The organism is Polycladidibacter hongkongensis (assembly GCF_001561995.1).
GTDB classification, from domain to species: domain Bacteria; phylum Pseudomonadota; class Alphaproteobacteria; order Rhizobiales; family Stappiaceae; genus Pseudovibrio; species Pseudovibrio hongkongensis.
Genome location: NZ_LLWC01000022.1, coordinates 699,998 through 724,200, shown reverse-complemented (window position 1 = coordinate 724,200; position 24,203 = coordinate 699,998). Strand labels below are relative to the sequence as shown.

The window sequence follows — 24,203 nt, the reverse complement described above, 5'->3', positions numbered from 1 at the left end:
TGCTATATTGTTACTCGTGCCAGTGATCTTTGATCCAAGTGGCGGGTCGAAGCCCCTTGTACCATTTGCCCGGCCAGCGACCTTCAAGAGCATCATCCGGGTTCGGGTTGCCGTGAAAGACGCAGACGCTGGCACCTTCTGGCAGTTTTGAAGGTTGAATGCGGTTAAGCAAGATTTTTGGAAAGCGCCACCCGCCAGGCAGGCAAGAAGCTTTGAAGGAAACACACCACTCGGCCGGCCAATAAGAGAGCTTGTCTTGCTTGGCTAGCTCATAGGAAAGGTAGGTTTGTTCAATCCGATATTTTTCAAACCAATGCTGCGTTGGTTTGGACTGAAAGAGTTCGTAGAGATCTGCATGCGCACCGACATTAAAGCGGAAGACGCTGGTGTTGCCGACGATGCGTTTTGGTTGGGTCCAGTTATGAATAACGATGTAGTCGCCGGGCTGGTCAAAAAAACGGTCTAGTGGCCCTGTGATGACCAAATCCAGATCGAAGAACAGCGTAGGACCTTGTAGATCCCCCAGTTCAGGATGGTAGAGTGCAAGTTTGCGCCAGGGTGTGTTTTCAAAGGGGCTATCAATTTTAATAGGTGGGATTGGCATGACCTCGATTTCAGGGCGCAGTCCTCGATGATCATCGGTAAAACACACAAAACGGAACGGCCGTTTTAGGTTGCGGGCGGTCATGGCATATAGCCGGTTTGCGTATTCGGGGCCGTACAGAGTTCCCCATTTCATACACACCACATTTACGGTTGCCGAGCTTGCACTCATTGCGCCCCACCTTCCAAAATTCCAGAGTGATCCCTCAATATTGAATGCTGATAAATCATTGTGTACTTAAGGGCAAGAAGTCTGCGCGGAACCGATAAGAATAAGCAGCATTGTTAGGGAAAAAGGTGAAATGAGTTTAGGGGCTGTAGTTCTAAGCTGGAAGGCGCAGCAAACATTGCGCAAGAGTCTAAGCTCGCATCAGCGTAGCAATTTGCTTGAAAATGTGAATGATGCTGTTGTTTTCTTTCAGGAATTTAACGAAACTGAAGAAGCAGAACTGGCGGCATCTTTCGGGTGGCGCGCTGTTGGCTCTGAGCAAAACCTCGGAATTCACCGAGGGATGGAAGAGGCGGTCGCGGCACTTCGTAGCGACACTGTGATTTATTTGGAAAACGATTGCCAGTCACTCAGCGATCCTATCGAAATGGCACGGGCAATAGAAGCAGGGCAAAGCGATCTTGATGAGGGGTATGACGTGGTGGCACTGCGCGATCGTCGTGATCCGGGCCTGCCATTTATCGGAGTTGAGAAATATCTCAAGCATCACAGTGTGATTGATGCAGTAGAAAGTAGCTTGCCTTATCGGGCGAGGTCGGAATTACAGACAGTGATACGGCGTTTGGTGCGAGGAAAGCGACGCGCAAATTTCCACCTTGGACTTGCACCTTATGTGGAAGCTCGCCCGGACTTGCGACACCCTGAGTTTTTTAAGCGAACATCATCCGGTAACTGGGGAACTGACAGCCGCGTATTCCAATGGACCAATCAACCGTTTATGTGTCGTAAAGAGTTTTTACAGGAAGTGATTTTTAAACGTGTGCGCGAACACCCCTCTCCAAAGCAGCCGCACGATAGGCAGACTTTGGAAACAGCGCTACGTTGCAAATGGTGGGGTGATCGCCGGTTTAAAGTGAGTATAGCTGATCGTGGCGCGTTTACGCATGACCGGATCGATCGTTAGGCAAAGAAAATGAAACCCCGCAAGCATGGAGCTTGCGGGGCCTGATGCTTAATCTGCCGCAGCGGCGATGAGTGAGGCGTTGCCGCCCGCTGCTGTTGTATCCACGCATACATGTCGCTCTTGGACATAGCGCCATGGTTGGCCTGCATCTGTAATAAGCGGCAATATTGCTCCATCGCGGCTTGCAAGCGACTTGCGCAGTTGTTGGGCAGTGGCGTTGTCGCTGAAGTATGCGATTGCGGCGAGATGCGGCAAGCTCTCCACGTCTATCTCCGTGATGCAGCATGGGATCGCGACGACTGGTGCGCCCAGATCCTTGAGTTTTGCAGCCAAAGCTTCCGCGCCTTGTGCAAGTAGAGCGACAGGGTTACCTGCAGCTAGAGCGGCAGCGGCCTGTTGCTCAAGATGTTCCGGGGTTGGGCCGGCACACAGTGTCAGACCACGTGGGGCAATGGAGAGTGTGTTCGTCTCGCCTGTCGGGCCTGGCATGACTTCAGCGCGCATGGCGTTGATGTTCTCAATAAGGCCTTTGCTTGCTGGAAGCGCGTTTGCGAGCGCTGCAAATCTCTCTTCATTTTTCTGCCACTGCGCTGCATTTAGATCGGCAAGCATTTGGCGCAGACGTGCGCCGGAAAGCTTCTCGCCTGTTAATGGTGCTTCCGCTTGTTCCTGCGAAAACTCGGCTTGCTTTGAGCGCATCAGCGCATGCAGGTAGCTCGGTCCGCCGGCCTTTGGACCAGTGCCGGATAAACCTTCGCCGCCAAATGGCTGGCTGCCAACAATGGCACCAATCTGGTTGCGATTGATGTAGATATTGCCTGCGTGGATGCTGTTTTCAATCTGGCGAATGCGGCCATTCAGGCGGGTGTGAAGGCCAAATGTAAGACCAAACCCCTTGCCATTGATCGCATCGATCGCTTTTTGCAATTCGGAGCTTTTGAACTTGGCAATATGCAGGACCGGACCAAAAATCTCCTCTTCCAGCTGATGAATGCCATCAAGTGCTATCAAAGCCGGGGGGCAGAAACTGCCTTCGATTGGCGCCGGAAGGGTCTTTAAGAGTTTGCCCTGCTTCTCCCAATGTTTGATGTGGGCCAATATTTTGGTCTGCGAAGCTTTGTCGATGACTGGTCCGACATCTGTTGAGAGCTTAAGCGGGTTACCAAGCTGGAGGGCGTCCATTGCGCCTTTGAGCATGGTAAGGAAACTATCGTAGATATCCTCCTGTACGTACAGCATCCGTAGTGCCGAGCAGCGCTGGCCTGCGCTTTGGAAGCTAGAGGCGATGATGTCGCGCACGGCTTGTTCTGGCAGCGCAGTGCTGTCGACGATCATGGCGTTCAAGCCGCCGGTTTCGGCAATAAGCGGGGCAGCTGGGCTGGCGTTTTGTGCCATGGCGCGGTTAATGCGCTGGGCTGTGGCCGTGGATCCGGTGAAGCTGACAGAGCCGAGACCCGCAAGGGCGGTGAGGGCCGCGCCAACTTCAGCGCCTCCGAGGAGCAGTTGCACGGCATAATCCGGCAGGCCCGCGGCGCGCATGATCTCAACAGCACGGTGGGCGACAAGTGGTGTTTGTGGTGCTGGCTTGGCAAGAACAACATTGCCAACGGCCAAAGCCGCAAAAATTTGACCGGTGAAAATCGCCAGTGGGAAATTCCAGGGCGAAATACACAGGGAGACGCCAAGCGGCGTGCCAAGAGTGCCGTTTTTCTCGTTCAGCAGCAGTTGCTCTGCGTAATAGTGCGCGAAATCAACCGCCTCGCGCAGTTCGCCAATGGCGTCCATGTGGGTTTTGCCAGCTTCGCGGGTGAGGATCGCAAACAAAGTGTCTGCATCTGCTTCTAGCGCATGGGCGATCTTAACCAGCAAGTTGGCACGCTCGCGCGGGCTAGTGGCGACCCAAGCGGCGGCATTTTCCTGCGCACATTGCATTGCTGCGGTGACAGTATCGCTGGTGGCTTCGGCCACGGTGCCGACTTGGTCGCCCGGATCTGCCGGGTTGATGACTGGAGTTGCAGCGGCGAAGGTGGCGCTTGCCTCGCAGCCAAGCAGAGGTTTTGCCTGCCATGTTTTGTTGGCTGTAGCGCTGAGAGCGGCCTCATAAGCAGCGCGGGCTGGTGGGTTGGACAAATCCCAGCCTTTGGCATTGGCGCGGTCTTCGCCATAGAGCTTGCTTGGGGCGTTGATATGGGTGTTGGCGAGGTTGTCGGCGCGCTGCGCGAGGTTTTGCAAGGGGTCAGCGGCGATTTCTGCTGGGGTGACTGCAGGATCGCGCATTTGATGGACAAACGAGCTGTTGGCGCCGTTTTCCAAAAGACGGCGTACGAGGTAGGCAAGCAAATCCTTATGCGCCCCTACCGGCGCGTAGATGCGACATTGGGTGCCAAAGCGGGCGCGGGCTTTTTCATGCAGCGCTTCGCCCATGCCGTGCAGACGCTGAAACTCGAAACTGGTTTTCGGCAGGTCTTCGGCCAGCTGCAAAATGGCGGCAACGGACTGCGCGTTATGGGTAGCGAATTGCGGGTAAATGTGATCGGTCATTGCCAGCAGCTTTGTGGCGCAGGCAAGATAGGAAATGTCAGTGTTGGCTTTACGGGTGAACACTGGGTAGCCCTCAAGCCCCAGAGTTTGTGCACGTTTGATCTCGCTATCCCAGTAGGCGCCTTTGACTAGGCGCACCATGATGCGGCGATTGTGTTTGCGGGCAAGCTCGTAAAGCCATTCGACAACAAAGCTGGCACGTGGTCCATAGGCTTGAACGACAACACCAAAACCATCCCAGCCATCTAGCGCAGGGTTGGCAAGCAGGGCCTCGATTACATCCAAAGAGAGATCAAGGCGGTCTGCCTCTTCGGCATCGATGTTGAAGCCGATATTGGAGGATTTAGCGAGGGTCATCAGCGCCAATGTGCGCGGAACCAACTCTTCCATTACCTGTTTTTTATGGGTGTATTCGTAGCGCGGGTGCAGGGCAGAAAGCTTGACTGAAATACCTGCATTGCTGCGAATGTCTTCTGCCTTGGCATTTTTGGCGATGGCGCCAATGGCATCGGAATAGGCGAGGTGATAACGGGCTGCATCGGCTTCTGTTCGGGCGGCTTCGCCCAACATGTCATAGGAGTAAGTGAAGCCTTTGTCTTCTTCGATACGGGCGTTTTTCTGCGCCTCTTCGATGGTGCGGCCAAGGACAAACTGGCGGCCCAGCTCTTTCATGGCTTGGGCCACTGCGGTGCGCAGAACCGGCTCTCCAAGGCGTTTCATCATGCCGCGCAGGGTGTTGCCAAGGCCTTGTTGCTCGGGTGCCAGCAGTTTGCCGGTGAGGAACAGCGCCCAGCTGGAGGCGTTGACAAGGCTTGAGGGGGAGTGGCCGAGGTGTTCGCCCCAACTGCTCGGGGCAATTTTGTCGCTGATCAGCTCGTCAATGGTGGTGGTGTCTGGCACGCGAAGCAGGGCTTCGGCGAGGCACATGAGAGCGATACCTTCTTGCGTAGATAGCCCGTATTCTGCAAGGAAGCTTTCCATCAAGGTGGGGGAGGTGGACTGGCGGAGGTCTTCCACGAGGGCGATGGTTGCTTCTTTAGTTGCCAAAGCTCGGTCTTCTTGCCAAGGCAGACTGGCGGCGAGTGCTTTTAGAACCTTGGTTTCATCGGTGATGTAATGCTCGCGGATTTTCTCACGCAGCTGTGTCAATGGCGCGGTGCTCATTGGTGGTTTCCTCCCTAGAACTGTTGTAATTAAAATATCAGGCAGTCTTCAGGAGGTCTTCCCGTATTTCGAGGAATTCTAGGAAATGTGCTTGGTAAATTGCATGTAGTCGTATACATTTTAACGAAATGTGAGGAAAATCAGGAAAATGGATAAGTTTGACACAAAAATCCTAGAGGTGTTGCAGAGAAATGCAAGGGTGACCCTTGCGGCGCTGGCAGAGGAAGTGGGGCTTTCCAAGTCTCCTTGTCAGGCGCGGATCAAGCGGCTTGAGGAGGAGGGGGTCATCCTTGGGTATGAAGCGCGGTTGAATCTGGCCAAGCTTGGCGCTGGGCACATTGCCTTTGTGCAAGTGACGTTGAACAGCACCCATGACGAGGCCTTAGGAGAGTTCAACAAGGCAGCTCTGGCTATTCGTGAGGTGGAGCAGTGCCATATGATTGCCAGCAGTTTTGATTATTTGCTGAAGGTGCGCACCAAAGATATTTCCAGCTACCGGCGGGTGCTTGGGGAGAAGCTGTCCCGCCTCCCGCATGTGTCTCACACCTCTACTTTCGTGTGCATGGAGGCCGTAAAGGATGTGGGGATGTGAGCGCGCTTTGCTAGAGGCTGAGCGATAGTGACAGCAGGATGAGCGCCAGCAGTGCAAGAAATGGAACAACCATGAATTTCAGCCAGCGCACGTATGGCACTTGGGCTATGGCGAGGCCGCCAATGACCACTGCCGACGTGGGGGTGATGAGGTTTACCAAGCCGCTGGCGGATTGATAGGCGGTTACCACTAGATCAGCCGGTACGTTTGAGAAGCTGGCGAGTGGTGCCAGAATCGGCATGGTGAGCACAGCTAGACCGGAGGTGGAGGGGATCAGGAAGGACAGGGCGAATTCTACGAAGAAGAGCAGGTTGATGAAAACGGCTTTGCCAAGGCCATCAAGCGCAGAGGCGGCCCAGAACAGCAGTGTATCAGTTATTGCGCCTTGATCCATGACGACAACGATGCCGCGGGCGAGGCCAACAATGAGCGCAACTCCGAGCAGCTCTTTCGCCCCCTCGATGAAGTGTTCAACAAAATCCCGCTCGTTCATGCGTTCTATAAAGCCAATGAGCAATGCGGCACTAAAAAACAGCGCGGACATTTCACCCATCCACCAGCCAAGGGACGCTGTGCCGATGACGAGTAGGACAAATGTGGCGGCGAAGGTAAGAAGCACAAGCTTGTGACGCAGGGAGAGCTTGTGGCCCAACTCCAGATCATTGTCGTTTAGAAACTGGTGCTCAAGTATCTCGCGCCGGTCAAACACCAGCGACAGCTCGGGAAAGCGGCGCACCTTGCTGGCGTAACGCATCACCCAACCGGCGCAAATAATAAATCCGATGATGAGAATGAGGAAACGCAGCCCCAGGCCTTGGGTAAAGGGAATACCTGCGGCATTGGACGCTATGACGGTGGCAAAGGGATTAATGGTTGAGCCAAGCGCGCCGATACCGGCACCCAGAATTAGAATGGCGGCACCTACAAGGCTGTCGTAGCCAGCGCGCAACATGATGGGCACAATAAGCGCGTAAAACGCCAAGGTTTCTTCTGCCATGCCGAAGATTGTGCCCCCAGCGGCAAAGCAGGCCATCAATATGGGGATCATCAGGGTTTCGCGCCCCTTCAATCTGGCAAGTACGCGGGTGAGGCCCGCATCCAGCGCGCCGGTTTTGCTGACAATACCCAGGAAGCCACCGATCATCAGCACGAATATTGAGATGTCGATGGCACGGATTGCGCCGCTGTGAAAATCGTAGAGACCCGCGATGGGGGCTTGCAGAATTGCTAGGAGCCCTTGGGGCTGCTGTGGGATTTCATGGTAACTGCCGGGGACGGGTACTTGTCGCTCCAGCAGAGGGTTTAGGACGCGGTCATAAGTTCCAGCTGGAACGAGCCAGGTTGCGGCGGCAGCAAGGATGATAAGAACAAAGAGTATTGTGTAAGCCGTGGGAAATCTGTTTTTCTTCATCAATGTGCCGCTCGTTTGCTGGTCGTGCCGTCTTTTGGCACTTTCTCAGCAGTTTGCGCCCGATCAGGTAACTGATTGGTTAGGTAACTCGACGGCTGAGGGGCCAATTTATCTTGCGCTTAACAAGAGGTTGCCAAAGGCATATTGCTCGCGCTCAAGTTAGAGAAAGCAGAGCGCAAACGAGTTTGTCTTCGTCATAACCCTTGGCCGATGCAGGCGTGTCACCGGTTTTCAGCAGAGGCGTGGTGATAAGGGGAATGCCAAGGGCATCAAGCTGGGCCTGGTCAAATTCAGCTGCGTGTGCAGGGTCGCATAAAACTAACGAGAGTAACTTGTTTGTGGGCACATCTTGGCCTGCATCGCGACGAAGTGCGCTGAGAAGGCGCAGGATGCAATCGGTGGGGCTAAGGCCTAGCTGCTCTGGATCCTTGCCAAGGTTAGGGATGTAAACCTTAGGGTTTGGGTTGTCGGCAATCGCTTTTCCTACACGGGTCGGCAGCAAGTTGGCCAGCAGGGAAGAGAAGAAGCTGCCCGGCGGATAGCAGATAAGATCGGCTTGATCTATCACGCTCCGCTTTTTTGGAGAAAGCTCGATGGTGGTTGGTTCTGCGTGGTCAAGCGAGCGAGTTAGGAACAAATCTGCGATCGGGCTCGTCAGCGGGGCTTCTTCTTTGCCGGTCATGCGGTGTTGACCAATGATGACTTGGCCATCTTGCAGCTCAGCCCCCAGATGCAAACGAGCATTGACGATGGGGGTAACTGCGCCGCGGACATTTACCAGTTTGGAGAAGAGAAAGAGAATTGGCTCCAGCTTGGAGCTGTTGTTCAGATAGCCGCCCGCAAGAATTAGATTGCCGATGCTGGCGCCGCGTAAATCGAAGCTCTTTGGCATGGCATCTAGGAAATACTCCAGCTGATTGCAGATCAGATCCCGCATGGGGTTCGGGATTTGATTGATAAGCGGGTGCTGTTGCCCCACCATGTCCAGCAGCGTGTGCAGGAGCTCCTCTGGCGCCTCTTGCTTGGGCAAGCGGTGGGTGAACAAGCGAATGACCTCCGGGTGACCCAAAACGGTTTCATCTGCAAGTGCCATCAAACGCGAGCGCAGATCTCCGATTGCAGGCATGCCAAAGGCACGGCGCAGCACAGCGGACGAGCCGCCACTGTCAAACGGGGTGACTAGGTGAATGGAGTTGTGCGTGTACGTCTTTAGCGCGCGTGCTGTCTGGTTTAGGGCCGAACCCCCGGAAAAGAACAGGATGCGTGGGCCAAGCTCAGGCAGACGTTGATAGCGATTGATCCGCACGGGATCTGGTAGGGTTAGGCCACGAGAGATTTGCATTATACGCCCCAAATTGCACGGCTGCTGCGCTGGAGAGAGCGCAGCCGGCTGGGCCAAGCTGCGATCAAGCTTTATGCATCTGATTTTTTTTTCACAAAATCCAGCGATTTTCACGCGCCCTTGTATATTTCTTCTAGTTTCACTAGCTAGATTGGGTATTAAGCAGGTTAAAGATCAATGCAGGTTGGCACAAGCTATGCTTAGCCTTGCTGGAGAATATGCCGGAATCACGCGGAACGCACCGCGCCGTAGCGGCCAATAAAGAATAAGGACGTATCGTTTTGCAGGGAATAACGGGTGCATCAAGCCAGCTTAAGCCAAGCAAGTTTTTGTCCATCCCCCATGCCTTTTTGCGCAACACCAAAAAGCTGGCAGACAAGCCTGCCTACTATGTGCGCGGACCGCAAGAATGGGAGCCGACCACGTGGTCCAGATATGGTGCGCAGGTGCGACAGGCCGCACGTGCGCTGATCCGACTTGGGGTGCATCAAGGGGATAGCCTTTGTATTTTGAGTTATAACCGCCCGGAGTGGACCATTCTGGACATGGCCGCGATGATGATCGGCGCGATGCCAACCGGAATTTACTGGACAGCGGCGGTACCGGAAATCAGCTTTATCCTGCGCCATTCGCAGGCAAAGCTCTTGCTAATTGAGCAGGGCGAGCTGCTGCATGAGATCGAAGAGTGCCGAGACAGCACGCGCTATTTGCGTCATGTGGTGCGGTTGGACGAGAAGAGCGAGAGCCAGCGCCAATTGGGCTGGGATGCCTTTATGGCGCTGGGCGCGGAAGATGAAGAGCTTGAAAACGAGCTGAAACGTCGCTTGAGTGAGATTATGCCGGAAGACATCGCAGTGCAGATTTACACATCTGGCACGACGGGCAATCCCAAAGCGGTGCAGCTGAGCCACCAAGCGCTGCGGGCAGAATCCGACGCGCTGTGTAAGGCGCAAGCGCTGAACCAGAATGATCGCTATATTTCCTATCTGCCTCTTGCGCATATTGCCGAGCAGGCTGGCACGATCATTCAGGCAAGCGATAATGGCTATTCTGTGTATTACGCCAAGGCGATTACAGAGCTGGCGAGCCACTTGGCGGAGGTTCGGCCCACTGTGATGTTTGGCGTCCCGCGCATCTATGAAAAGATGATGGACAAGCTCAGCGAGCGGTTGCGCGAAGCAACGGGGACGAAAGCCAAGATTGCCGCTTGGGCGATGGATGTTGGCGGTAAGGCCAATTTCTACACTCGGCAGGGAATGCGGGTTCCCGTGCTGCTTTTGCTGAAGAAGAAAGTGGCTGACCGTTTGGTTCTGGACAAGATCAAGCAAAAACTGGGATTGGATGCTGCGAAAATTATTATTAGCGGCGGGGCGCCGTTGTCGCCCGTCGTGATGGAGTTTTTCGCCAAGCTAGATATCACGATTTGCGAGGTTTACGGCCAATCGGAGAATTGCGGCGGGGCAACGATTAACTTGCCCGGTTCAGTGCGATTTGGCTCGGTGGGCAAGCCGCTTTCGGGCGTTGAGATTAAGATCGCAGAGGATGGAGAAGTTCTATGCCGCGCCGAGACGAATTTTTCCGGCTATGCGCATGATCCTGATGCGACTGACGAGGTGCTCAAGGATGGCTGGCTTTATAGCGGCGATTTGGGCCGCCTTGATGAGGACGGGTATCTTTATATCACTGGCCGTAAAAAAGAGATCATCGTGACCTCTGGTGGCAAGAATATCTCCCCCGCTTCCATCGAGAAGGGTTTGATGGGTTTGCCGATGGTGGAGTACGCTGTGGTTGCGGGGAACAATCGCAACTATTTAAGTGCGCTGCTTTCGCTTGATCCGATGGCTCTATCCCGTTTCGCCAAGAGCGAGGGCATGAGCGAAGAGGAGGCGCTGAAAAGCCATGCATTGCGCGCCGAGTTGCAAAGGGGTGTTGATGTGGTTAATGCGCTGCATTCCAAAGTGGAGCATATTCGCCGCTTTAGCGTGGTGCCGGGCGGCTTCTCCGCAGATAATGGCGAGTTGACACCAACTTTGAAAATCCGCCGCGCGAAGGTGCTGGCTAACAATACAGGCATGGTTGAGGATTTGTACGCCGCAGATTAAGGCAAGAGCTTTTTTCCGTATGAAATGGAACGCCCCTGACAAGTTTCACGCTGTCAGGGGCGTTTGTTTATGCGGGCTTTAGCAATAGCGCTAAAGGAACCAGCGGGCAGAGTTGTTGTAGCAGATGTCTTTGACCAAAGAGCCGGTTAGCTCATAGTTGGCGGGGACGTGGCCGTTATCCATCCACTCGCCGACCATCTTACAAAGCAGGCGGCGGAAGTACTCGTGCCGCGGGAAGGACAGGAACGAACGGCTGTCGGTCAGCATTCCAAGGAACTGAGAGAGCAAGCCCATTTGTGCCAGTGCGGTCATTTGCCGTTCCATGCCATCCAGCTGGTCATTGTGCCACCAGCCTGTACCGGCCTGCACTTTGCCGGCATAAGTACCATCTTGAAAGTTGCCTGCGGTGGTAACGATGATCTCGTTTTTGTTTGGATCCAAGCTGTACAGCACGGTGCGGGGCAGCATGTCCTCTTGATCCAGCGTATCCAGAAACGCATTGAGCGGGCCTGCCAGCTCGCTATCGCCAATGCCATCAACGCCAACATCTGGCCCTAATGCACGGAAAAGGCGGGTGCGATTGTTACGCGTGGCACCGACGTGTAGCTGCATCACCCAGCCGCGCTTGGCGTACTGCTTGCCCAAGAATACTTGCAGGGCAGATTGATAGGCCGTTATATCCTCTTGTGGTAGCGGGATGCCGTTTAAGCCTGCCTTGAAAATACGCTCAAGCTCGGCCGCACCGGGTACGGGGGCAAAGCGCATAACATCCAGACCGTGATCAGATGCGCGGCAGCCGTGGGCGTCGAAGTGGTCAAGGCGCGAGACCATCGCCTCCAATAGCTTTTCGTAGCTGGTAATCTGAATGGCGGCCGCATCGCCAAGGCGGGCGATATAGGCAGCAAAGCCATCTTTTTCGATTTTCACCGCATTGTCCGGGCGGAAGGTGGGGCGCACCACCATATCAATGCTGTCATCTTCGATGATTTGCGCGTGGTAGATTAGGCTGTCCGCTGGGTCGTCTGTGGTGCCAAGCATGACGACGTTTTGCTGTTTAAGCAGGCCCCGGGCGGAAAAATCCGGCTGGGTGAGTTTTTCATTACACACTTGCCAAACATGATCTGCGGTTTTTGGGGAAAGAACAGTTCCTTCTAGACCAAAATACCGCGACATCTCCAGATGGGTCCAGTGATAAAGAGGGTTGCCTAGGAACTTGGGTATGGCCTGTGCAAAGGCGTTGAACTTGTCGTGATACGAGGTGTTTTTGCCGGTTATGCGGGCCTCTTCGATACCTGCCCATCGCATGGCGCGCCACTTGTAGTGATCGCCCGCGAGCCAGACTTCGCCGATATCAGAAAACCGATGATCCTCGGCGATTGCCTTGGTGTCGAGGTGATTGTGATAGTCAACAATAGGGCAACTTGCTGCAAACTCGTGGTAGAGCTTGCGGGCCGGTTCATTTTGAAGAAGAAAGTCTGGGCCGAGAAACGGTTGCATCGTGTGCCTCCTGTTAGCCTAGGTCTGCGACAGCTTGACGGGCGCCCTTTTCGGCGACGGCTGCGTATGCGGCATGAATGGCAACGGTAAATGCCGGGTTGGCCACAAGATCTTTGGCAAAGACGTTATCAAGGGCCAGAAGAGCATTCACATAGGCTTGCGGGTCGTTGCCTTGTTCTTTGACGATCTGTGCCAAGCGATCTTTCATCGGGTCTTGGATTTCGTAGGTTTCGCCGTTGCGTTCGGCGCGGATGTAGTTCATCCAGCCACCAACGCCCAAAATAAGGTGGCGGTGGTCTGTGCCATGGGCCAGATGGAAGCGAACAGAGTTTAGCCAGCGCTGGGGCATTTTTTGGGTGCCATCAGAGGCGATTTGCCATGTGCGGTGTTTTAGTTTGGAATTGGCAAAGCGCTTGAGCAACATATCAGCATAGGCGATGAGATCGACTTCGCCGGGCACGTGCAATGTGGGGCGCTGTTCGTCCACCATCAGTTTGCGGGCATGTGAGGCGTAGACATCATCTGCCATGCAATCGGAAATGGTTTCTTTGCCACCAAGGAAACCAAGGTAGGCGAGGAACGAGTGGCAGCCATTTAGGGTGCGCAGTTTCATTTCTTCAAAGGGTTCAACATCGGCTACCAGCTGGGCACCTGCTGCCTCGTATTGCGGGCGACCTGCTTTAAAGTCATCCTCTACTACCCATTGGCGGAAAGGCTCGCAGATAATGCCGTTCAAGTCGGTTTGGCCGCCAAGGGCTGTTTTGATTTCAGCGCGGGCTTCGTCCGTCAGCGCGGGGACAATCCTATCGACCATGGTGGAGGGGAAGGTTACGTTTTCCTCGATCCAAGCGGCAAGGTCTGCATCTACATGGGCGGCGAACTGACGCACAGCAATACCGCAAAGTTTGCCATTGTGGGGGAGGTTGTCGCAGGAAAGCACGGTGAGGGGGCCGTTGCCTTCTGCCTTGCGTTTTGCAAGACCTGCGACAATGAGCCCAATGGCGGTTTTTGGTGCCTGCGGGTTTTGCAGGTCATGCTGGATTATGGGGTTGTCGGTGTCCAGCGCATCGCTTTTGACGCAGTAGCCCTTTTCGGTGATGGTGAGCGAGATAATGGAGACTTGCGGCTCGGCGAGGCCATTGACCAGTTTGTCTATGCCATCGCGGGCGATATGCTGGTTTTCGCAAACCGCGCCAAGCAAGCGGGTGTTTGTTGCCTCATCGGAGGTTTCGACAAGGGTGTAAAGGTGATCGTTTGCGGCGAGTTTGTCAAACAGGTTAGCGGTGCCGAACAGCTCTACTACCCGCATTCCCCAATCGCCGCCATGGGCCTCCAGCGTTTCATGCAGGTGCATTGCGATATGGGCTCGAGCAAAAGCCCCAAAGCCGATGTGAACAATGCGTGGGCGTAGGGCCTTGCGATCATAGCTTGGCCGTTTCACATTTTCAGGTAGAGCAGCTAGATCAAGCGGTTTGAACTCGTTGGTCATGGGTCTGCCTTTTTAAATATCTTGGAGGGAGCAGGAAAATGGTGCAGCGCCTGCGAGCGTGCCGTTCACCGACAATGGGGCGGCGATGCCGTTTGGATTCTTGCCAGCAACCTCGACCACAAGCGAAGCATCGGCCACATCCCACTTGCCTTGGCGGGTGATGGTGAGCGCGTTGCCTGAAGCTGAGCCGACAAGCTGCATTGTTAAGGTGAGGTGATCGCCCTGTTGCCATTTATGGCTGCGGCCATCATCCTCGAAGCAGTAGCTTTCGTTCACGCCCGTTCCTTGGAAGGGGTAGACAACCAATCGTTCCAGTTTGCTGTCTGTGGTGTTGTAGGCACAGGGGTTTGCCATGGGCAGAACAGCGCCAGCACGCACGAAGAGTGGCAAGCGCTCAAGCGGCGCATCGGTGAGAATTGTCTGTCCACCCGCATGGTAGGTTCCAGTGTCAAACTCGTACCAGCCATGATGGTTGTCTGGCAGGTAAACGTGCCGTTGGCGCTGGCCCTGTTCGACAACAGAGGCAACGAGAATATCGCGGCCAAGCATAAAGTCGTCGCATTCGGCAAACGTGTTTGGATCATGCTCATGATCCATGAAGGTTGGCCGGATCATTGGCTCGTCATGCACATGTGCGCGCCAGAGCAGGGTGTAGAAATAGGGCAGCAGCTGCTGGCGCAAACGCATGGCGTTGCGGATCAACGGGGTAACTGCGGGATACATCCAAGGTTCGTTGACGGTATGATCATCGTTCCACGAGTGGATGGTAAAGCGGGGGTGCATGACGCCGTTTTGCACCCAGCGAACGAAGAGTTCCGGGTCTGGCCGGTTTCCCGAGAAACCGCCGACATCGTGCCCTACATTGTAGATGCCAGACATGGAGAGGCCGAGGCCCATCTTGATGTTGTATTTTAAGTTGTTCCAGCCGGTGCGGTTGTCGCCTGTCCATGTTTGCACATGGCGCTGAAATCCCGGGCTGCCACAGCGGGAAATGAGGTAAGGGCGCTCTTCAGGCGCATATTCCACCTGCGCTTCTTCAGAGGCGCGCATCATCAGCAGGGAATGCAGCGGGCGAATTAGGCTGATGTCAATCGGCTGGCCGAAGCCACGGCACTTTGCGGCAGAATCCCAGATTTCGTATTCGTTGTTGTCGTTCCAAGTAGATCCTATGCCGCGCATGAGGAGCTCTTTGGTCACGTTTTCCTTCCACCATGTGATGGTGTCAGGATTGGTGAAGTCCAGATGTGAGCCCTCATCATCCCAGTAAAGAGAGCGTTCCGGCATGCCCGTTTCGCTGTCTTTAATGAAGAGCTCTTTATCTGCGCATTCGCTATAGCGCGGGTGATCTTGTAGCAAGCAGGGCTTGATATTAGCAGCCAGATTAATGCCAGCTTTCTGGAATTTGCCGGTCATTTGATCTGGAGTTGGGACCTTGTCGTAGTTCCAGTTAAAGACGTAGCGTTTATCTCCGATGGAGGTGTAGCCGGAGGAAAGCTGGAAGCTATCGCAGGGGATGGCGTTTGACTGGACAAGATCGATAAATCCTTCCAGCTGCTCCTGCGCATTATCCGCATCGGTGTAATGCATGGTCGAGCCGGAGTAGCCGATGCTCCATTTTGGGGGGAAAGCGGTTTTGCCGGTCAGCCAGACCTGTCGTTTGGTTACTTCATGCAAGGAGGGGCCAAGCGTAAAGTAGTAATCCAGATCACCATCTTCGGTGCGATAGGCGCGGTATGGCTTGTGGTAGTTGTCCAGTTCGTTGCCCAGCTCAAACCAGCAAGTGGCTAGATTATCGTAGAACAGCCCGTAGGATATGCCTGAGGCGGTTCGTGTGAGGGTAAACGGCAGGTGCTTATAGAGCGGGTCGGTTGTTTGGGCATCATAGCCCATGGCATCGAGATTGCGCATTTCGAAACGGCGGCCATTGCGCTGTAGATCGCCGGCCTTTTCGCCAAGACCGTAGTAGAGATCTCCAGAAAAGCGCTGCAGAAAGTGGCTGTGCCGGTGGTCTTGCAACGCCAGCATATAGGCGCCGGTGGGCCGGTCCTGCGCGATTTGTTGCCAATCTCCTGCCGCTGTTTTGGCTTCCCAGTGAAGCTGCAGCGGCTCGGTGATGGTGAGGCGCAGCTCGCCGGTTGTAATCACCAGTTTGTTTGTGTGGGCCAAAAGCTCGAAGTTTGGCAGGGAGAAGCCTTCAGTGGAGAGGCGGCTACGCCCCTCCCACGGTACGTCACGCCCTGCTGGGGTAATGGACCAAGTGCGGTCATGGCGCAGGGCTTTGTGCTTTTGCAGCAAGATACGGACTACCTTGTCTTCCAGCACAAAGATCGAGAATAGGTGTTTACCTTCGACTTCCAGATCAACCTGGTTGTTTTTTGTGCCGAGATAGCTCCAAGTCTTGAGCGTTTTCATGGGGTTTAACCTCCATATCCGAGGATAACGCGTGGCAGGAACAAGCTAATTTCAGGGATAAAGGTGACCAGCATGAGGATGGAGATCACAGCTGCGTAGAATGGCAGCATTGGCTTGATGATGTCCTGGATCGCCACTTTGCCGACAGAGCAACTGATGAACAGGGCACTGCCCACTGGTGGTGTGATGATGCCGATACACAGGTTGTATGTCATCATGATGCCGAAGTGGACCGGATCCATACCTAGCTCGGTGGCGACCGGCAGGAAAATTGGGGTGAAAATCAGCAGGGCCGGTGTCATATCCATGAAGGTGCCGATCACCAGCAGTGCCAAGTTGATCACCAGCATGATGATGAGGGGATTTTCTGAGACGTTGTTAAGCGCCTCGGAAATCACATAGGGGATATCCGAGAAGGCCATGGCCCAGGACATGCCGACGGAGCAGCCGATAAGCAGCAAGACGATAGACGAGGTTATGGCTGCTTCCAGAATGATGCTGGGTAACTCGGAGAATTTAACTTCTCGATAAATAACACAAGCAACGATTAGGCAGTAGACAACGGCAACAGCGGAAGCCTCGGTCGCAGTGAAGATGCCGCCGATGATGCCGCCCATGATGATGACAATCAACATCAAAGGTAAGAAAGCGTCCGCTGTTTTCTTGATGATTTCTTTTACGCCGGGTAGCGGAATTACGGGATATCCGCGGCGGGCGGCGATGATGCCGGCAACGATCATCACACCAAGACCCATGAGGATACCTGGCAGATAACCTGCGACAAACAAGGTTGCGACGGATGTGCCGCCGGAAATTAGTGAGTAAACAATGAGTGTGGAACTTGGGGGGATGAGCAACCCAGTTGGGCAGGAGGCGGCGTTTACAGCGGCGGAGTAGGCCGGATCGTAACCCTCTTTTTTCTGAAGCGGGGACATGATGCCGCCAACCGCAGCGGCTGATGCAACAGCAGAGCCGGATATGGCACCAAAGAGCATATTGGCAAGTACATTACAGTGCGCCAATGCGCCGGGGAGTTGACCGCCGATCACCTTGGCCATCTCGATAAGGCGCCGGGCAATACCGCCCCGGTTCATTATGTTGCCTGCCAGAATGAAGAAGGGAATGGCGAGCAGGGTGAAGCTGTCCAGTCCTGTCGCCATGCGCTGGGCGACAACAAAGATTGCCTGATCGAATGACATCAGGAACGTGACACAGGCGGTGGTTGCGAGACCGATGGCGAATGAAATGGGCACTCCAAAGGTTACGAGAACGGCGAAAATGCCGAAGAGTATGAGGGCTGCTTGAATTTCCATCGAATTAAATCCTTAGATGTCCGCTTTGCCTAGAGTGGCGTCTGGTATGGCGCTATCCTCGGGAGAGTGCTCTACGGGTGGGTCGTTAGGGCCTGTGCCGGTGCCATTGATCAGGCTGATGGTGAATTCCAGACAGTAGAAAAGGATGACCGCGCCGGAGAACGGGATTGCTGCGTATACCCAGCCCATAGGAAAACGTAGGGCGGGGGAGACCTGACCCGATGCAAGGGTTTTTGTCACCAGTGCCCAGCCGCCATAGACCATGACGAAGCCAGCAAAGCCTGCAATCGCGGCTAGGATAAAGAAGTCCGAAAGGCGTTTCTTTGTGCCGGTGAGTGAGCCAGTGAGCAAATCGATGGCGAGGTGGCGACGTTGTCCAAGAGTGTAGGCGGCGCCGATCAAGCCAACCCACATAAACATGAAGCGGGCGAGCTCATCGGTAACCGTACTTGGCGTGCCAAGCACGAAGCGTGAGAAGACCTGCCATACGACGCAGATTACGAGAATGGCAAATACCGAAACGGTGACCGTTCTCAGGATAAGGTTCACTAAACGGGTTAGACTGCGCATTTTGGTTCCCTAGTTTTTATTCGCGCATGATCGACCTTGATTTGAATCAAATTGGACGACCAAAAGGGTCTCACTTTCATTAGGTAGGATTTGGGTGATGCAGACTTTTTCTTTTTTTGACAGTTGTGCCGCATTCACCGAATTAGCTCAGTTTGAACAATCTTCCCTAGCGTCAGTTGATCGGCTGCTATATTGCGCATTTTGCATTATTGGTCAACCAAAATAATAAAATGGTTTGACATGTGGCGACTCTGAGGGCTATTAGTCACATGTCAGGCAATTTTGGTCGGCCAGATGTGTCGGCGCGGCTAGCAGTTTCTTTCCTTACTGTTGTGGCAAGGGAGGCGATGAGAAAGGGTTAAGCCGCGGCGCGCATTTCTTAAAACGGGTGCTTGAGGGGCCAAAACTGCTGAGACTAATGAAGTAACCGTAGACAAAAACAATCAAAATAAAAATACGGGGTTACCATGCTGGAGCGAATGGAAGGTGCCGAGAACGCGTTGGCCTGCTTGCATGACGAGGACTACGACGTTCCCTTTAACACACAGTCCTTAAATGCGGATGGTCTGGTCTTCATGGGAGGGCGTCAGCAAGAACTGCTGAATGGTGAGTGGAACTTTTGCGTTGATCTTCTAGATACGGGATTGCGGCAAAAGTGGCATACGCTGCAGCCTGAAGCGCCGGAAGATCGCAGCGAGCCCTATGACTATGATCCCTATTTGGGCGAAACGGTTCCTGTTCCTTCTTGCTGGTCTATGCTGAAAGAGAAGTGGTACTTCTTTGAAGGGAGCGCGTGGTATACACGGGCTGTCGATTTTGACGGTCTTGGTGCTGATGAGCGCTTGTTCCTGCGCGTTGGTGCGGCGCAATATGATTGCAAGGTGTTTCTGAATGGCGCTTTCCTTGGAAACCACTATGGCGGGTCTACTCCGTTTAACGTTGAGCTGAGCGAGTATATCAAAACAGGTCGCAACTGGTTGATGCTGGTGGTGAACAACACCCGCACCCGTGACCGTGTGCCCATGCGCAACACTGACTGGTTTAATTATGGCGGTATTTACCGCGATGTTTCGCTGATCCGGACACCTAAGACCTTCATCAAAGATCTCTATGTCGCGCTGGTTGGCGATGACAGCTATAGCAAGATCGCGATTGATGTTGAGGTTGACGGGGAGACTTCGCAGCCTGTTCAAGTGGCGATTGCGGAGCTTGGTCTTACCTGCGCTATCCCGTTAGAGAGGGATGGGCGCGGCAGTGTGATTATTGAAGCCCGACCCGAGCTGTGGTCGCCGGAAAGCCCCCGTCTTTATGATGTTGAGGCAACGGTTGGTGCAGACCGTGTGCGTGACCGGATTGGCTTTCGCCAAATCAAGCAGATTGGCGAGCAGTTGTACTTGAACGGGGAGAGCTTGTTCCTACGAGGCATCTCTGTGCATGAAGATGATGAAGTGCATGGCAAGGTGCTGCTTGACAGCGATCTGGAGCGCCGCTTTCGCCATGCGAAGGAACTGAACTGCAACTTTATGCGGTTTGCGCATTACCCCCATGATGAGCGCGCGGCGAAAATGGCGGATGAACTGGGTTTCTTGCTTTGGGAAGAGATCCCTGTTTATTGGGCGATTGATTTTGCCAATCCTGCGACCTTGAAAGATGCGCAGAACCAGCTACGGGAATTGATCAGGCGAGATCGCAACCGGGCCAGTGTGATTATCTGGTCAGTTGGGAATGAAAACCCGGATACGGATGAGCGGCTTGCTTTCATGCGGGCCTTGGTCGAGACGGCAAACAGCATGGACCCGACGCGTCTCACCTCGGCGGCTTGCTTGGTAAACCACGCGAAGAACCGCATCGAGGACCGACTGGCGCAGTACATTAATGTGATCGGCATTAATGAATACTACGGCTGGTACGACGAGAATTTCGATGATCTTATCGAGTTTCTTGATAACTCGGACCCGGGAAAGCCGGTGGTTATCTCTGAGACTGGCGCGGATGGCTATATTGGCGAGGGTAAGCTGGAGAGCGGGTTCTTTAGTGAGGCTTACATGGCCGAAGTTTACAAGAAGCAAATTGCGACCTTGCGGGAAAGAGAATTTGTGAAAGGGATATCTCCTTGGATTCTCTATGATTTTCGCGTTGAACGCAGGCAGAACATGTATCAGCGCGGCTGGAATCGTAAGGGGCTTATCGCCTCTGACAAGGAAACCAAGAAGCAGGCGTTCCATTTGCTCTCGGCGTTTTATGGCGAGCTGAAGGGAAAGGCTTAGGTACATAAGCGATGGCAGAGCAGACGACAAAGCGTCGCTATCAGGATGTGGCCGAGATGATCCGGAGTGAGTTGATGGTCGGCTCATTCCAGATTGGGGATCGGCTGCCAACGGAGCGGCACATTTCCGAGCAATTGGGCGTGAGCCGCTCTTTGGTGCGTGATGCGATGATTATGCTGGAGGTTGAGGGCATCGTGAGTGTGCGCAAGGGCTCGGGAACCTATGTCATGCGGCTGCCTCATGTGGGAGATGATAGTGCGGAACCACAAAATGATATTGGCCCCTTTGAGCTGCTGCAGGCGCGGCAATTGCTGGAAAGCAATATTGCGGCCTTCGCGGCTACCATGGTGACTAAGGCGGATATCGTGCGTATGCGCGAGGCGCTGGAACAAGAGCGTCACGATATGGAAACTGGCAGCGGCGCCTATGTGGCGGACGAAGAGTTCCATCGTTCTGTGGCGCTTGCAAGCCAAAATTCTGTTCTGGTGGAAGCCGTCGATCATCTCTGGGAGATGCGCAAAAGATCTAAAATGTGGGCGAAACTGCATCAACGGATTTTTGACAGTGGCTACCAAAGACATTGGCTTGACGATCACCAAGCCATTCTTGCTGCGTTGCAGTGCCGCGATCCGATGCAAGCCCGACGGGCCATGTGGCAGCATTTAGAGAATGTGCGGCTAAAACTGCTGGAATTGTCCGACGTCGACGATCCGGCCTTTGACGCCTACCTGTTTAACACTGACCCCTTGGCCGCTTTGTCTAGCGACCAGACCCAATAACCGGCAATAAGCCAAATAAAAAGAGAAGTGCAATGGAACAAACGTGGCGTTGGTACGGGCCTAATGATCCCGTTAAGTTGAGTGATATTCGTCAAGCTGGTGCAACCGGTGTTGTCTCTGCCTTGCACCACATTCCAAATGGCGTGGTGTGGAGCGTGGAGGAAATCCAGAAACGTAAAGACGAGATCGAGGCGGCTGGCCTTGTCTGGTCTGTGGTGGAGAGTATTCCTGTTCACGAAGAGATCAAAACCCGCAGCGGCGACTTTGAAGCGCATATCGAAGCTTACAAGCAGAGCATTCGCAATCTGGTAAAGTGTGGCATCACCAAGGTTTGCTACAATTTTATGCCAGTGCTGGACTGGACGCGTACGGATCTGACTTTTGAATTGCCAACGGGTGCAACCTGCTTGCGCTTTGATGCTGACATCTTTGCCGCGTTTGATCTTTATATTCTGGAGCGTGAGGGCGCTGAGGCGGAATATAGCGCGGAGGAGCTCGCGCGGGCGAAGGCCGCTTATGCCGCGATGAGCGAGGCGGATAAGGATAAGCTGGTCAAGACCATTATTGCCGGGTTGCCGGGCTCTGAAGAGAGTTACACGGTGAAAGAAATCCGCGAGAAGCTGGCGACCTATGATGGTATCGATGCTGACAAGTTACGGGAGCATCTGGCGCTGTTCTTGCAAGCTGTGATCCCGGTTTGTATCGAAGAAGGTGCGGTCATGGCGATCCACCCGGATGATCCGCCACGGCCTTTGCTTGGCTTGCCGCGCATCTGCTCGACCGAAGCGGACTATGAGTTCATCTCGAAAGCGGTTGACCATGAGGCCAACGGCTTTACCTACTGCACCGGCTCGCTTGGCGTGCGCGCTGATAATGATCTGGTTGGTATTGCTAAACGTTATGCGCATCGCATTCACTTTGTGCATTTGCGGGCAACCCAACGCGAAGATAATCCCGCCTCTTTCCACGAGGCAGATCACCTGACAGGTGATGTTGATATGGTTGGTGTTATCAGCGCATTGTTGGACGAGGAAGAGCGCCGCCATAAAGCGGGGTGGAAGGACCTTATCCCGTTCCGGCCTGACCATGGCCACGCCATGCTTTCAGATCTTACCATGAAGTCGGCACCGGGTTACCCTGCTGTGGGGCGCTTGCGCGGTTTAGCGGAGCTACGCGGCGTCGAGCTGGCGGTAAAACAGCTGCGTGCAAGCTAAGTTGCTCGCCTAATAGAGACTGTTGGAGGCTCCGTCTTGTGTATAGGCGGGGCCTTTTGTTTTGCTACGCCTCTTTGGGCTGATAAAGGCGCTTGGCAGATTGGTCTGTTATGTTATAACGCGGATTGCAATTCGATTAGGAGTGCGATCGTGCAACTCGTTTCCCTTGATGATATTGGTGTTCATCGCAGTGGCCGTTGGCTGGTGCGGAATGTCAGTTTTGATATTAAGCGCGGAGAAATTGTAAGCCTGATTGGCCCAAATGGGGCAGGCAAAAGCACCTGCGCCCGGGTGGCACTTGGGGTTATGGCTGCGAACGAAGGGCGGGTTTCCAGATCTGCGCGGCTAAAAGTGGGGTATGTGCCGCAAAAACTGGCGTTGGACTGGACGTTGCCGCTGAGCGTAGAGCGTTTAATGCGCCTGACAGAGCGACCAAGTAGCCAGCAAATAGCGGCAGCCTTGGAACGTACGGGTATCGCCGGTATGGAAAAGGCACCTGTCCAAGGGCTTTCGGGCGGTGAGTTTCAGCGTGCGTTATTGGCGCGTGCATTGCTGCGTTCGCCAAACTTGCTTGTGCTTGATGAGCCGGTGCAAGGAGTGGATTATGGTGGTGAGCTGGCGCTCTATGATTTGATTTTGCAGTTACGTGAAGAGCTTGATTGCGGCGTGTTAATGATTTCCCATGATTTACACGTCGTTATGGCGCAGACGGACTCTGTTGTGTGTCTTAACGGGCATGTTTGTTGTCGCGGGGCACCTGCAACGGTTTCTGGCTCACAGGAGTTTCAGCAGATCTTCGGCGAACAGGCGATGGCTTCGTTGGCGCTTTATCAACATAACCACGATCACCAACATCTAGATGACGGGCGTGTTGTTCCCGCAGATGCTGGCGGGTGTTGCGGTGAAAACCACAGCCATCCTCACCAGTCTTCCAAGGAGCAGGATAGTAAGGAGCGCGGCAATGCTTGATGATTTCTTCATGCGGGCGATGGTTGCCGGCTTAATGCTGGCAGCTGTTGCCGGGCCGCTTGGTTGCTTTGTTATTTGGCGGCGACTTTCCTATTTTGGCGATACCATGGCGCATGCGGCCTTGCTTGGGGTTGCGCTGGCGGTGTTTTTGCAGGTGGATATGCTGCTAGGGGTTGGCGCAATTGTGGCACTGGTGGCGGTGCTGCTGGTGGCACTGCGGCGGCGCGGCACTCTATCTGCTGATACACTATTGGGGATTTTATCGCACGGTGCGTTGGCAGTTGGGCTGGTAATGATCGGCTTTATGGATGATGCCAGGGTTGATCTTATGGCTTTGCTATTCGGCGATCTGCTTGCTGTTGATCACTCCGACATATTGGTTATTGCGATTATTGGTGCTGGTGTGCTGGTGTTGCTCTGGGCCATGTGGCAGCCATTACTAGCGGCGACGTTGAACCACGAAATTGCCGAGGCAGAGGGCCAGCGGCCGCAGCTCAGCGAGATGGTGTTTGTGCTGCTGATCGCCGGTGTGATCGCGGTGGCGCTGAAGATTGTTGGTGCTTTGTTGATTACGGCCCTATTGATTATTCCTGCGGCGGCGGCGCGATGGCTTTCACGCTCACCGGAGATAATGGCTGTTTTGGCCGCGCTTCTGGGGATGGTTGGTGTTGCTGGCGGGCTTTGGGGTTCGTTACAATTTGACAGCGCCTCGGGGCCATCTATCGTGGTTTGCAGCCTGTTGGTTTTCATGGTCTGCATCAGCTTGGGTGCGCTGATCGAGCGGCGCAAGCGTGGGTAGTGGAGG

At 54.3% G+C, this 24,203-nt stretch carries 17 protein-coding genes; 8 read left to right on the top strand and 9 right to left on the bottom strand.

Translation table 11 applies throughout. From position 1 onward, the window contains the following. Positions 1 to 10: 10 nt before the first annotated feature. Complete coding sequence (locus tag AYK82_RS11380) at positions 11 to 775, bottom strand: hypothetical protein (RefSeq protein WP_068315498.1); 765 nt, start codon at positions 773 to 775, stop codon at positions 11 to 13. A 130-nt stretch (positions 776 to 905) separates the two neighbouring features. Here AYK82_RS11380 and AYK82_RS11375 point away from each other — a divergent pair, with 130 nt between their 5' ends. Beyond that, positions 906 to 1,736, top strand: coding sequence for a hypothetical protein (locus tag AYK82_RS11375; RefSeq protein ID WP_068315496.1), 831 nt, complete (start codon positions 906 to 908; stop codon positions 1,734 to 1,736). 48 nt (positions 1,737 to 1,784) lie between these two features. Here the strand turns inward: AYK82_RS11375 and putA are convergent, their stop codons facing one another. Beyond that, positions 1,785 to 5,441, bottom strand: coding sequence for a bifunctional proline dehydrogenase/L-glutamate gamma-semialdehyde dehydrogenase PutA (gene putA / locus AYK82_RS11370; RefSeq protein WP_068315493.1), 3,657 nt, complete (start codon positions 5,439 to 5,441; stop codon positions 1,785 to 1,787). Between the two features lie 148 nt (positions 5,442 to 5,589). Here putA and AYK82_RS11365 point away from each other — a divergent pair, with 148 nt between their 5' ends. Beyond that, positions 5,590 to 6,033 carry an Lrp/AsnC family transcriptional regulator gene (locus tag AYK82_RS11365; RefSeq protein WP_068315490.1) on the top strand — a complete coding sequence of 148 codons (444 nt, stop codon included), beginning with the start codon at positions 5,590 to 5,592 and terminating at the stop codon, positions 6,031 to 6,033. Positions 6,034 to 6,043: 10 nt separating this feature from the next. Here the strand turns inward: AYK82_RS11365 and AYK82_RS11360 are convergent, their stop codons facing one another. Continuing rightward, positions 6,044 to 7,444 carry a YfcC family protein gene (locus tag AYK82_RS11360; protein WP_068315487.1) on the bottom strand — a complete coding sequence of 467 codons (1,401 nt, stop codon included), beginning with the start codon at positions 7,442 to 7,444 and terminating at the stop codon, positions 6,044 to 6,046. Positions 7,445 to 7,598: 154 nt separating this feature from the next. After that, complete coding sequence (locus AYK82_RS11355; RefSeq protein WP_068315765.1) at positions 7,599 to 8,786, bottom strand: GAK system CofD-like protein; 1,188 nt, start codon at positions 8,784 to 8,786, stop codon at positions 7,599 to 7,601. Between the two features lie 281 nt (positions 8,787 to 9,067). Here AYK82_RS11355 and AYK82_RS11350 point away from each other — a divergent pair, with 281 nt between their 5' ends. After that, complete coding sequence (locus tag AYK82_RS11350; RefSeq protein WP_068315484.1) at positions 9,068 to 10,888, top strand: AMP-dependent synthetase/ligase; 1,821 nt, start codon at positions 9,068 to 9,070, stop codon at positions 10,886 to 10,888. Positions 10,889 to 10,978: 90 nt separating this feature from the next. Here AYK82_RS11350 and uxaC read toward each other — a convergent pair whose 3' ends face one another. The 5 genes from uxaC to AYK82_RS11325 are packed head-to-tail and all read right to left on the bottom strand — an operon-like array spanning position 10,979 to position 18,169. Continuing rightward, positions 10,979 to 12,385 carry a glucuronate isomerase gene (gene uxaC / locus AYK82_RS11345; RefSeq protein WP_068315481.1) on the bottom strand — a complete coding sequence of 469 codons (1,407 nt, stop codon included), beginning with the start codon at positions 12,383 to 12,385 and terminating at the stop codon, positions 10,979 to 10,981. A 13-nt stretch (positions 12,386 to 12,398) separates the two neighbouring features. Then, positions 12,399 to 13,874: a mannitol dehydrogenase family protein gene (locus AYK82_RS11340; protein WP_068315478.1), complete on the bottom strand. Its 1,476-nt coding sequence runs from the start codon at positions 13,872 to 13,874 to the stop codon at positions 12,399 to 12,401. Positions 13,875 to 13,886: 12 nt separating this feature from the next. Continuing rightward, a complete protein-coding gene (locus AYK82_RS11335) occupies positions 13,887 to 16,286 on the bottom strand; it encodes a glycoside hydrolase family 31 protein (protein WP_068315475.1) in 2,400 nt (799 codons plus the stop codon). A gap of 5 nt (positions 16,287 to 16,291) precedes the next feature. Continuing rightward, positions 16,292 to 17,599, bottom strand: a complete 1,308-nt coding sequence (locus AYK82_RS11330) for a TRAP transporter large permease (RefSeq protein ID WP_068315472.1) — start codon at positions 17,597 to 17,599, stop codon at positions 16,292 to 16,294. 12 nt (positions 17,600 to 17,611) lie between these two features. After that, positions 17,612 to 18,169, bottom strand: coding sequence for a TRAP transporter small permease (locus tag AYK82_RS11325; RefSeq protein WP_082733869.1), 558 nt, complete (start codon positions 18,167 to 18,169; stop codon positions 17,612 to 17,614). A 467-nt stretch (positions 18,170 to 18,636) separates the two neighbouring features. On the opposite strand from AYK82_RS11325, the gene AYK82_RS11320 reads away from it, so the two are divergent. The 5 genes from AYK82_RS11320 (at position 18,637) to AYK82_RS11300 (ending at position 24,197) form a co-directional block, all read left to right on the top strand. Beyond that, positions 18,637 to 20,436 carry a glycoside hydrolase family 2 protein gene (locus AYK82_RS11320; RefSeq protein ID WP_068315470.1) on the top strand — a complete coding sequence of 600 codons (1,800 nt, stop codon included), beginning with the start codon at positions 18,637 to 18,639 and terminating at the stop codon, positions 20,434 to 20,436. Between the two features lie 11 nt (positions 20,437 to 20,447). After that, on the top strand, positions 20,448 to 21,215 hold the full coding sequence (locus AYK82_RS11315; protein ID WP_068315467.1) for an FCD domain-containing protein: 768 nt from the start codon (positions 20,448 to 20,450) through the stop codon (positions 21,213 to 21,215). A gap of 32 nt (positions 21,216 to 21,247) precedes the next feature. Continuing rightward, positions 21,248 to 22,429, top strand: coding sequence for a mannonate dehydratase (uxuA, locus tag AYK82_RS11310; protein WP_068315464.1), 1,182 nt, complete (start codon positions 21,248 to 21,250; stop codon positions 22,427 to 22,429). A 150-nt stretch (positions 22,430 to 22,579) separates the two neighbouring features. After that, positions 22,580 to 23,398 (top strand): zinc ABC transporter ATP-binding protein ZnuC, encoded by an 819-nt coding sequence (gene znuC / locus AYK82_RS11305; protein WP_068315461.1) that lies wholly within the window; start codon positions 22,580 to 22,582, stop codon positions 23,396 to 23,398. Continuing rightward, positions 23,391 to 24,197 (top strand): iron chelate uptake ABC transporter family permease subunit, encoded by an 807-nt coding sequence (locus AYK82_RS11300; protein WP_068315457.1) that lies wholly within the window; start codon positions 23,391 to 23,393, stop codon positions 24,195 to 24,197. The genes znuC and AYK82_RS11300 overlap by 8 nt, the downstream gene beginning before the upstream one ends. Positions 24,198 to 24,203: the final 6 nt, after the last annotated feature.

Excerpts from the sequence above, each read along its gene's own strand:
- uxaC (WP_068315481.1), bottom strand. The coding sequence starts at position 12,385 with ATGCAACCGTTTCTCGGCCCAGACTTTCTTCTTCAAAATGAACCGGCC.
- AYK82_RS11325 (WP_082733869.1), bottom strand. The coding sequence starts at position 18,169 with ATGCGCAGTCTAACCCGTTTAGTGAACCTTATCCTGAGAACGGTCACC.
- AYK82_RS11380 (WP_068315498.1), bottom strand. The coding sequence starts at position 775 with ATGAGTGCAAGCTCGGCAACCGTAAATGTGGTGTGTATGAAATGGGGA.
- AYK82_RS11320 (WP_068315470.1), top strand. The coding sequence starts at position 18,637 with ATGCTGGAGCGAATGGAAGGTGCCGAGAACGCGTTGGCCTGCTTGCAT.
- putA (WP_068315493.1), bottom strand. The coding sequence starts at position 5,441 with ATGAGCACCGCGCCATTGACACAGCTGCGTGAGAAAATCCGCGAGCAT.
- AYK82_RS11300 (WP_068315457.1), top strand. The coding sequence starts at position 23,391 with ATGCTTGATGATTTCTTCATGCGGGCGATGGTTGCCGGCTTAATGCTG.
- AYK82_RS11375 (WP_068315496.1), top strand. The coding sequence starts at position 906 with ATGAGTTTAGGGGCTGTAGTTCTAAGCTGGAAGGCGCAGCAAACATTG.
- AYK82_RS11365 (WP_068315490.1), top strand. The coding sequence starts at position 5,590 with ATGGATAAGTTTGACACAAAAATCCTAGAGGTGTTGCAGAGAAATGCA.
- AYK82_RS11355 (WP_068315765.1), bottom strand. The coding sequence starts at position 8,786 with ATGCAAATCTCTCGTGGCCTAACCCTACCAGATCCCGTGCGGATCAAT.
- AYK82_RS11315 (WP_068315467.1), top strand. The coding sequence starts at position 20,448 with ATGGCAGAGCAGACGACAAAGCGTCGCTATCAGGATGTGGCCGAGATG.
- uxuA (WP_068315464.1), top strand. The coding sequence starts at position 21,248 with ATGGAACAAACGTGGCGTTGGTACGGGCCTAATGATCCCGTTAAGTTG.
- AYK82_RS11330 (WP_068315472.1), bottom strand. The coding sequence starts at position 17,599 with ATGGAAATTCAAGCAGCCCTCATACTCTTCGGCATTTTCGCCGTTCTC.
- AYK82_RS11340 (WP_068315478.1), bottom strand. The coding sequence starts at position 13,874 with ATGACCAACGAGTTCAAACCGCTTGATCTAGCTGCTCTACCTGAAAAT.
- AYK82_RS11360 (WP_068315487.1), bottom strand. The coding sequence starts at position 7,444 with ATGAAGAAAAACAGATTTCCCACGGCTTACACAATACTCTTTGTTCTT.
- AYK82_RS11335 (WP_068315475.1), bottom strand. The coding sequence starts at position 16,286 with ATGAAAACGCTCAAGACTTGGAGCTATCTCGGCACAAAAAACAACCAG.